7 protein-coding genes are annotated in these 4,693 nt (G+C 27.9%); 2 read left to right on the top strand and 5 right to left on the bottom strand.

Annotation, left to right across the window (positions count from 1 at the left end):
- Positions 1–122 precede the first annotated feature (122 nt).
- From BFJ97_RS23095 to BFJ97_RS23080, 5 genes are all read right to left on the bottom strand, one after another.
- Complete coding sequence (locus tag BFJ97_RS23095; protein WP_068986938.1) at positions 123–1,196, bottom strand: hypothetical protein; 1,074 nt, start codon at positions 1,194–1,196, stop codon at positions 123–125.
- Entirely contained in the window at positions 1,186–1,545 is a 360-nt protein-coding gene (locus BFJ97_RS25765) for an ABC-three component system middle component 2 (RefSeq protein ID WP_368072758.1), read from the bottom strand. Before BFJ97_RS25765 ends, BFJ97_RS23095 begins: the two co-directional genes overlap by 11 nt.
- Entirely contained in the window at positions 1,496–1,687 is a 192-nt protein-coding gene (locus BFJ97_RS23090) for an ABC-three component system middle component 2 (RefSeq protein ID WP_068986937.1), read from the bottom strand. Before BFJ97_RS23090 ends, BFJ97_RS25765 begins: the two co-directional genes overlap by 50 nt.
- Positions 1,680–2,780 (bottom strand): ABC-three component system protein, encoded by a 1,101-nt coding sequence (locus tag BFJ97_RS23085; protein ID WP_068986936.1) that lies wholly within the window; start codon positions 2,778–2,780, stop codon positions 1,680–1,682. The genes BFJ97_RS23090 and BFJ97_RS23085 overlap by 8 nt, the downstream gene beginning before the upstream one ends.
- 340 nt (positions 2,781–3,120) lie before the next feature.
- Complete coding sequence (locus tag BFJ97_RS23080) at positions 3,121–3,462, bottom strand: helix-turn-helix domain-containing protein (RefSeq protein ID WP_068986935.1); 342 nt, start codon at positions 3,460–3,462, stop codon at positions 3,121–3,123.
- Between the two features lie 136 nt (positions 3,463–3,598).
- Between BFJ97_RS23080 and BFJ97_RS23075 the strand changes: the two genes are divergently transcribed.
- Both BFJ97_RS23075 and BFJ97_RS23070 read left to right on the top strand, forming a co-directional pair.
- Entirely contained in the window at positions 3,599–4,468 is an 870-nt protein-coding gene (locus BFJ97_RS23075) for a hypothetical protein (protein WP_068986934.1), read from the top strand.
- A 109-nt stretch (positions 4,469–4,577) separates the two neighbouring features.
- Positions 4,578–4,693, top strand: a 116-nt coding sequence (locus BFJ97_RS23070) for a helix-turn-helix domain-containing protein (RefSeq protein ID WP_175401762.1), incomplete at its 3' end; no start/stop codon positions are given.

The following is a 4,693-nucleotide window of genomic DNA, read 5'->3' as shown; positions in this document are numbered from 1 at the left end:
CCTTGGTCGAAAAAAATCCAAGCCACATGTGCAAAATAGCCATCTATCCGAAAAAATTCAGGGTAGATGGCCATTAGTCGTGCGTACCGAGAAGGTGCGCTTATTTTTTTTATATTTCGGGCTTACGATTCACCATCAATATCGATTGAATCTGATGAATTGTTATGATTATGCTTTAGATCACTAAGTTTGCTACCACATACAGTACAATTTTCAATTGAAAGGTTAGAAATAATGCCTCCACCCTCTAAAATAAATTCAAGCCTTTCCATATCAGAGTTAAACTGTTCTCTTAATAGATTAAATCTCTTTATAAGTTCATTATTCATTAAGATTTTTGATTTTGTTTTTTCCATGTCCTTAAATAGGTCATGTATTTTTTTAGTTTTTGAAGAGATTTCTGTAGTTATAAATTCAAATTCTTCATTATAAGTGATTTCATTAATTTTATTATATTCTTCTTCTAAATAGACAACTTCTTCTTTGGTTTTATAAATAATTTCTTTAATAGGGTTATTTTTACTTTTTCGATCTTCATCAACTCTTAGTACTTGTGGAACTGTCTTTTTATTCGATTCTTTTTTATCAGATAAGTAAGTCAAATAATTGTTAGAAGTACCAGAGATTAAATAATAGAAAAAGTTTAAATCAAATGTTTTTGAAACATATTGTCCTTCAAACAAAAGAGATTTATCATTAATTACTTGGATTTCATCAACTAAAGAAAAATGTAAAAAATTCCTAAAGTTTATATTTTGATATTTCTCTTCTCTAATAGTTCTTTTTATATTTTTATCAGTATATAGACCAGCATACTCCATTAATTCCTTACTAATTATTTTACTGCTACCTCGAGTGTTAAAAGAGTTACTAGGGGTATTTACTTCTATATTTTCAAACGAAGTACTATAGATATTAATTTTGTTTGTATCTAATATTCTATTTAAAGTAATGATTTCATTTCTTGAGTGAGATTGTATCTCCAAAAAGGCTGTATTAAAATTTTTATTCTCTGGTATTTTTTTTGGTACATCATTTGAACCAAGTAAATATTTTATTAATTGGTATATATAAGTTTTCCCAGTATCAGTTGGACCAGAAATAAAATTCAATCCTTTATAAAATTTAATTTCTCTTGTTTCAGTTGAATTTGATAAGACAAGTCTATTTAAAATAAAACCAAATTTATTGTTCATATGTACTCCTTACTAATGCTTCGTATTCAAATTCTCCACCCCAGAAATGAATATTCTCATTTACAAGTTTATTTAGCATAGATGTACTAACATTTCCATATTTAGAAAGAACCCATTCTACAACTAAAGTAAGTTTTGAGAAATAAGTACTTTTTAATAAATTCACAAATAATGATGTACTTTTATTGGCTGAATAAAATACGCCAGTATTTTTATATACAGGTGAAACAAGGCCTCTACTTATTAAAATATCTAAGCTCTCTTGAACTAATTTTCTTCTAACTATTATTTCTGAGCTTCTATGAGGTAAAGGGTGGGTGAAGACTTTCTTGATTCTTATCAATATCATTTCCATGTAAAATAAAATAATCGAAAATAACTAATCGATCTAAATCAAAATTATTTAATTCAGTACGATTAAGTAAAACTAATAATCTTAAAGCCACTTCTAACGGTGAATTAAATAAATATTTATCTGTTGTATTACTCATCTACATCCACCCAGTCAATTTTATTTTCATTGGCTAAATGATGACAAATACCGTGTTTATCATCGTCTTCCACTAAACTAGTTAATGCATTACCTGTAAGTTGTAAACTTCTAGCTACTTTTGTTGTTTCCTTAACTCTTGTAAATGCGCTATCGTAATCAGATTCAACAGTATCTATGATCCCATTAAATACAGATGTTTTTAATTTTTCAAAAGCTTCCATTCCTTCTGGCAAAGTATCTCTTTCAAATATAGCAAGTGACAGTGCTTTATGATAATGAATACGTTCTCTAGATAAATGCTTTTTATATTTGCTCTTTAAACTATCAATATTTTTAACTACCACATTACTATCATGATTATATGCCTTTAATAATTTTTCTATATAGGTAGCTTCTGAAACGTTAATTATTGAAGGGATTTCTGGTTCCTCTCTAAATTTTGTAAATCCACCACCAAATCTTGTAATATAATATGGTGTTTGACGGTGCTGTTCAATTAGCTCTAAAGGTTCAAGAAAACTAATAATACTAAAATCGAAGTCTTGAACATATTTTTTAAATTCACCTTCTAATATTACTTCTTCAGTATCTGTTATCTGTTTTCTACATTTTTTATCCCATACTTTAATTAATTCCGCTTTTAAATTCTCTGGTTTTTTAATTAGATCTTTTAATTTAGTACCAATGCCTTTGGAAGTAGCTAAAATATACTTTTGTGGAATGGTATAATCGCCTCTAAATGTGTAAAAGCATAGTTTTCCAAACTCTATCCATATTTCAGAAGGAGTTAATGGATTTTCATAATGTTTACATTGGTAACAATCCCATAGCACTTCTTTATCATCTAAGGTTGCTATAATATCTCTTCCTTTATCACCTGCGCCTCTATTTTTATATACTTTTTTGTAATTTGCTTTTTCAGCTAAATAAGAGCTAGACCATTCCTCAATAAAATCCTCAAATTCAGAATCAGAAAATAATTTAAGTATGTCTACTTGTGGTATACGAACAGCCATACCATATAAAATTTGTTGGTTTGTAATATCACTTACAATAGGTTTTGCAATTTGTTCTAATTTTTCTATTACCATTTTATTTTCCTCGTAAGGTTTTTGATAGTTATATTATACTATAAATTCTTTTAATGATTGTTTATAAAATGTAATTTATTTAATATTTGGAATTGAATTGAATTGAATTTATTTTGATCAAGTTTGTATAAAGAATATTGATAGTAAATTTTCTAGGAAAGAAAATTTAAAAATAAAAAAGCCCTAATACTAATAGAGGGCACTGAAAAACTAAAATAATTCACTTTTTTATAATGAAAATCTATCTTTTATTGGATTTAAAAACTCGAAAAAATCGATTTATATTACATTTTTTGTGGAAAATCGACTTTTCAGTGCCCTCTACTAACAAGAGGGCTTTTTAAGACTTTTTCAAATCGACTATTTGTTTAATGATCTCATATAATTTCTTCTGCTCATGTATATTTACATCTTGTAATAGTTCTTTGATAAATTGATACGGTAAATTTTCTTTATGTTTATGATTAGTTTCAATTACTGAGAAGAAATCGGTAAGATTAATTTCCAGTGCAGTTGTAATTTGATGAAGGCTAGAGATAGTTAGGTTTTTTTCACCACGTTCAACTTGTCCTATATATGTTGGATGCATTCCTGCTTTAAAAGCCAATTCTTCTTGACTTAAATTTTTGCTCTTTCGTAATAACCGAATTTGTAACCCTATAGAACTGATTAAACTATCCATAAGTTAACACCTCCCTAGAAACAACCCTAGTCGGAAGGTCTAACTCTATCCATATACTATTAATATTATTACCATTAGTTTATATACTATAAGTATTGATTGGTTAGAATTATTTTGTTAAAAAGGGGTAATCATAATGTTAAAAAAAATAGGGTTTATATTATTGATATCTGGAATATTGACGGGATGTTCTGATAATTCAGATGAAAAAACAAATGTTGGAGGTGAAGCTAAGGTAAAGGGTGAAGTAGAAAAAGTCTCAACTATTGGTAAGGATTTAGAGTACCCAAAACAGTTAGAGAAAGATTTTGAATTAGATATGGAATACCTTGACGAACATTTTAATCTAGTTCAATCTTCTATACAAACAATTGTTTCCGCAATATCTACGGGTGGAAATTTATCAGAAAGAGACTATCCATTGCTAATTACAAATTTAGAAACTACATTATTCTTTTTAGAAAATATGCAAGACTACTCTGAATTAGAAAAATATAAAAATTCATATTCATATTTAGAGGAAGGCTCCCAATATTTGAATAAAGCTTATACAACATTTAATAGTTTTTTTGAATCGCAAAATCAAGATGTAGATACGTTTATAGATATATTCTTTAAAGGTCTTGAAACTTATAATCAAGCTTTAAAAAAATTTGAATTGCTTGGCGAAACCTATGAGAAAGAATATATTGGTAATTCTGTAGACGCAAATATATCAGATAAAATTTCAATAACTAAGTCCGAAAAAGATGGGATTCATTACTGGAAAGGAGAACAAGAAATTGTAGATGGTGAGGATTGGAATATGTTGAATGAAGATGAGAAAATTCAACTTATTATGCTAGATATTGAACAAACTGAGGTTTCAGGAATTGTTGAAACAAAAAAATTAAGTGCAGACTATGTAGAATTATTGAATAATTATTTCAAAGAACAGACCAATTTGAAAGATAATATAAAGGATGTTTTTACAGAAATTTTAATAGACGAAATAAAAAATAATTAAGGATAATTAATAAATCTATATGATAACTGATATGATGGATGTATTATAGATGAGTGGACACACCTCGGTTAAATCAATAGAATTGAGTAAAGAGAGGGCGTGTCCGACCATGAGTCAAAAAAAGTACAATAAAGAATTCAAACAAACAGTAGTCGAGCTTTATCGCTCGGGTACACCGGTCAATCAATTAGCTAGCGAATATGGTGTGTCAGAAGTCACAATTTA

The organism is Lysinibacillus xylanilyticus (assembly GCF_001708185.1).
Classification (GTDB): domain Bacteria; phylum Bacillota; class Bacilli; order Bacillales_A; family Planococcaceae; genus Lysinibacillus; species Lysinibacillus xylanilyticus_A.
Note: the sequence above shows the minus strand (reverse complement) of the source record. Positions and strands in the feature narration are given on the sequence as shown.